The organism is Actinosynnema sp. NPDC059335 (genome assembly GCF_042752395.1).
Classification (GTDB): domain Bacteria; phylum Actinomycetota; class Actinomycetes; order Mycobacteriales; family Pseudonocardiaceae; genus Actinosynnema.
This window is the reverse complement of the sequence record NZ_JBHYXZ010000302.1, coordinates 1-3,247: the sequence shown is the minus strand read 5'-3', so window position 1 is coordinate 3,247 and position 3,247 is coordinate 1. Positions and strand designations below refer to the sequence as shown.

General features: G+C 72.7%; 4 protein-coding genes. 3 read left to right on the top strand and 1 reads right to left on the bottom strand.

What is annotated here, in order from left to right:
• Positions 1-89 precede the first annotated feature (89 nt).
• A complete protein-coding gene (locus tag ACFXGA_RS39945; RefSeq protein ID WP_378098342.1) occupies positions 90-509 on the bottom strand; it encodes a hypothetical protein in 420 nt (139 codons plus the stop codon).
• 88 nt (positions 510-597) lie between these two features.
• Between ACFXGA_RS39945 and ACFXGA_RS39940 the strand changes: the two genes are divergently transcribed.
• From ACFXGA_RS39940 to ACFXGA_RS39930, 3 genes are all read left to right on the top strand, one after another.
• A complete protein-coding gene (locus tag ACFXGA_RS39940) occupies positions 598-933 on the top strand; it encodes a PadR family transcriptional regulator (RefSeq protein WP_378098339.1) in 336 nt (111 codons plus the stop codon).
• Entirely contained in the window at positions 930-1,607 is a 678-nt protein-coding gene (locus ACFXGA_RS39935; RefSeq protein ID WP_378098336.1) for a permease prefix domain 1-containing protein, read from the top strand. The genes ACFXGA_RS39940 and ACFXGA_RS39935 overlap by 4 nt, the downstream gene beginning before the upstream one ends.
• A gap of 132 nt (positions 1,608-1,739) precedes the next feature.
• A complete protein-coding gene (locus ACFXGA_RS39930; protein ID WP_378098333.1) occupies positions 1,740-3,143 on the top strand; it encodes a cellulase family glycosylhydrolase in 1,404 nt (467 codons plus the stop codon).
• Positions 3,144-3,247 lie beyond the last annotated feature (104 nt).

Genomic DNA, 3,247 nt, shown 5'->3' with positions numbered 1-3,247 from the left:
CCGCCCCGCCACTCTTAAACCCCCCGGGAACCCCGGTGGGGGTCCCTCCCCGGCCCCCCACCGGGGTTCCCCCGTGCGCGGCGACCACCTCACGCGCCCGTGGTCGAGCCGGGGCGCACGATCATCAGCACGACGACGGCCGCCCACAGCAGGTTGAACACGCCGGTGGTCATGGCCAGCCGCTTCACGGCGTCGGCACGCCCGGCGAGCACCCGCCCCTGCGCCGGCAGGATCCGCCACGCCAGCAGTCCCGCCGCCACCGCGGTCAGCACCACGGACGCGAGCAGCCACGCGTCACCGAGGACGCCCAGGCTCGCGCCCGTGGCGACGCCGAAGACCGGCACGAAGACCCCGACGACCGCGTACGTGCGGCACGTGCGGTGCAGGAAGACCGCGACCCCGGTCGGCGACTCGCGCGCGAAGCGGGGGAACAGCGACGCGGCCACCGCGATCGGGCCGACGGCGAGGATCGCGAAGAGGACGTGGACCGACAGCAGCAGCTTGGTCACCGGGGCTCCTTGGTTAAGTAGGCAGCCAACATATGTCGGCTGCCAATAGGTACCACAGCTACTTAACTCCTGTGTAGGCTGCCGACTCGTGGAGGCGGACGCGGTGCGCGGGCACCTGGACGCGATGCTGTTGGCGGTGCTCGAACCGGGGCCGCTGCACGGCTACGCGGTCATCACGGCGGTGCGGCGGCGCAGCGGGGGAGCGCTCGCGCTGCGCACGGGCACGGTCTACCCGGCGTTGCACCGGCTGGAGCGCCTGGGGCTGCTGCGCAGCCGTCGGCGGTCCGTGGCGGACCGGTCGCGGCGCTGCTACGAGCTGACGGACGCCGGCCGGCGCGGCCTCACCGCCGCCCGGTCGGCCTGGCGCGAGTTCACCGCCGCGATCGGCGCGGTGCTCGACCTGGCGCCGGGGTCCGCCCCGTGAACGCCGCACCGGACCGCGACCCGGTCGAGGACTGCGTGGCGGCGCTCGCCGCGTCCCTGCACGGCCCGGCGCGCGCGAAGGCCGCCATGATGCGCGAGGTGCGCGACGGCCTCCACGACGCGGTGGAGGCGCAGACCCGGTTCGGCGTGCCCCGCGGGCAGGCCGCGCGGCGCGCGGTGCTGGACTTCGGCTCCGCCGACGAGGTCGCGCCGTCGTTCCAGCGGGAGCTGACCATCGCGCAGACCCGCCGCACGGCCCGCGTCGCGGCGGTCGCCGTGCCGGTCCTGGTCGTCTGCCACGTCCTGGTGCACGCCGCGGCGCGCGACCCCGACTGGCGGCTGGGCGCGCTCGCCGCGCACCTGGGCGCCGTGGCGACCGCCGCCGGCCTGCTCGCGGTGGCGGCGCTGACCGCCACCGGCCGGCTCGCCCGGCTCGTGCCCACGCCGCACCGGTTGCCGGCGGTCGTGGCCTGGACGGCTTCGGCCGCCGCGGTGGGCATGGCGCTCGCGGCCATCGCACTGGGCGTGACCTCGGCGTTGTCCGCCGAGTGGCCCCTGACCGCGCTCGCCGCCGTGCTGGCCATCGCGGCGCACGGGGTGGTCGCGGCGTCGGCCCGCGCGTGTCGCGAGTGCGCGCGGGCGGGACGCGCCTCCGGGCTGCCGGTCGAGGGCTGACGACCACTCTCCGTCACGGCGGCGTGTCACTCCGCGAGACGCGGTCTGTACGCGCGCACCGGTCGCGGTGTACGTTCCCCGGCGGGTCTGGGAGCGCTCCCAGGCATCCCACGATGAATGAGGAGGGGCTCAGTGAAGCGCTCCACCGCCGTACTGGCGGCATGTGCGGTGGCCTTCGGTTCCGCGGCGATCACGGTGATCCCGCAGGCCGTGGCCGCGGCGCAGGGCTGCAAGGTCGATTACACGGTCACCAGCCAGTGGTCGGGTGGTTTCCAGGCCACCGTGAAGGTCACCAACCTCGGTGACGTCGTCAACGGCTGGACGCTCGCCGTGGTGTTCCCGAACACCTCGCAGCGGGTCACCCAGGGCTGGAACGCCACGTGGACCCAGTCGGGCTCCACGGCGACCGCGACCAACGTCGACTGGAACCGGACGCTCGGCACCGGCGCGTCGACCGACCTCGGGTTCGTCGGCTCGTTCTCGGGCAGCAACCCCACGCCGACGTCGTTCTCGCTGAACGGCGTGGCCTGCACGGGTTCCACCACGTCCACCAGCACGACGACCACGACGACGACCACCGGCACCCCGCCGGTCGGCCGCACGCCGGTCGAGATCAACGGGCAGCTGCGGGTCTGCGGCGTCAACCTGTGCAACCAGTACAACCGCCCGATCCAGCTGCGCGGCATGAGCACGCACGGCATCCAGTGGTTCGACAAGTGCTACAACAACAACTCGTTGAACGCGCTGGCGAACGACTGGAAGTCCGACCTGTTCCGCATCGCGATGTACGTGCAGGAGCAGGGCTACGAGACCAACCCGTCCGGGTTCACCAGCCGGGTCAACAGCCTGGTCGACATGGCCGAGGCGCGCGGGATGTACGCGTTGATCGACTTCCACATCCTCACGCCGGGCGACCCGAACTACAACCTCGACCGGGCCAAGACCTTCTTCGCCTCCGTGGCGCAGCGCAACGCGGCCAAGAAGAACGTGATCTACGAGATCGCGAACGAGCCCAACGGCGTGAGCTGGGCGTCCATCAAGAGCTACGCCGAGCAGGTCATCCCGGTGATCCGCGCGGCCGACCCGGACGCCGTGGTCATCGTGGGCACCCGCGCCTGGTCGTCGCTGGGCGTGTCCGAGGGCTCGAACGAGTCCGAGGTCATCAACAACCCGGTCAACGCGACCAACATCATGTACGCGTTCCACTTCTACGCGGCGTCGCACAAGGACAACTACCGCGCCGCGGTCAGCCGTGCCGCGTCGCGGCTGCCGCTGTTCGTGACCGAGTTCGGGACGGTGCTGGCCACCGGTGGCGGCACGTTCGACCGCACGAGCACCGTCGCCTGGCTGGACCTGCTCGACCAGCTCAAGATCAGCTACGCGAACTGGACGTACTCGGACGCGAACGAGAGCAGCGCCGCGCTGCGGCCGGGCACGTGCAACGGCAGCGACTACTCCAGTAGCGGTGTGCTCACCGAGTCGGGCGCGCTGCTGAAGGCCCGGATCAGCACGGCGGACAACTTCCCGACCAGCTGACACCCACCGGATCGGACGGGGGGGCGGCGGGCCCAGGGGGAGGCCCGTCCCGGGGACTTTACAGTCCGCCGGGCGCGGCGGGGCGGCGGCGCGGCGGGGCGGGA